The sequence below is a fragment of the Mesorhizobium sp. M7A.F.Ca.US.005.03.2.1 genome, from assembly GCF_003997795.1.
GTDB lineage: Bacteria > Pseudomonadota > Alphaproteobacteria > Rhizobiales > Rhizobiaceae > Mesorhizobium > Mesorhizobium ciceri.
In genome coordinates this window covers 1-463 of the sequence record NZ_RZRP01001606.1, presented here as the reverse complement: position 1 = coordinate 463, position 463 = coordinate 1, and the positions used below count along the sequence as shown (strand labels likewise).

The following is a 463-nucleotide window of genomic DNA, read 5'->3' as shown; positions in this document are numbered from 1 at the left end:
GAGATAACGGAAGACTAAACTGATCTTTTTGGCCTGGCTGCTCGCAGCCTGCTGTCAGGGTCCAGGATCGTTCTCCAGCAGGATCGGCTTGCCGTGCGGGGTGGCATGCGCGGCGCGTTCCCATGCCTCTGCCATCGCATCGACATCGGACTTGGCGGCCAGACCTTTTGAGGCAAGCAGCTTTTCCAACGCAGCCAGCCAATGTTCGTAATAATCATGGCCGTCCGCTGCGGCGCCCGGTCTCTTCACTTCTGCCGACAGTGCCTGCGCCCACTCGCTCCACGAAAACAGGCCCTTGTCGTGCAGCGCAACCGTCATGGCGAAGGCTTCGGCTTGCCATGGCTCGGCGAAAACAGGCGCATCGGCGCCCGGCGGCAAATCGGCGGGGCCATCACGCCCGCTCAAGATAGCTCTCCCACGCGTCGATCGACACAACAAGCGTCGGGGCGGCGCCCTCGCCCCA

General features: G+C 63.3%; 1 protein-coding gene and 1 pseudogene. Both read right to left on the bottom strand.

Annotated elements, in window-relative coordinates:
• Positions 1-54 precede the first annotated feature (54 nt).
• Complete coding sequence (locus EN991_RS39410; protein ID WP_127370692.1) at positions 55-405, bottom strand: nitrile hydratase accessory protein; 351 nt, start codon at positions 403-405, stop codon at positions 55-57.
• Positions 392-463: pseudogene (locus EN991_RS39405) on the bottom strand (nitrile hydratase subunit beta); the annotation flags it as partial. The gene EN991_RS39410 and the pseudogene EN991_RS39405, both read right to left, overlap by 14 nt.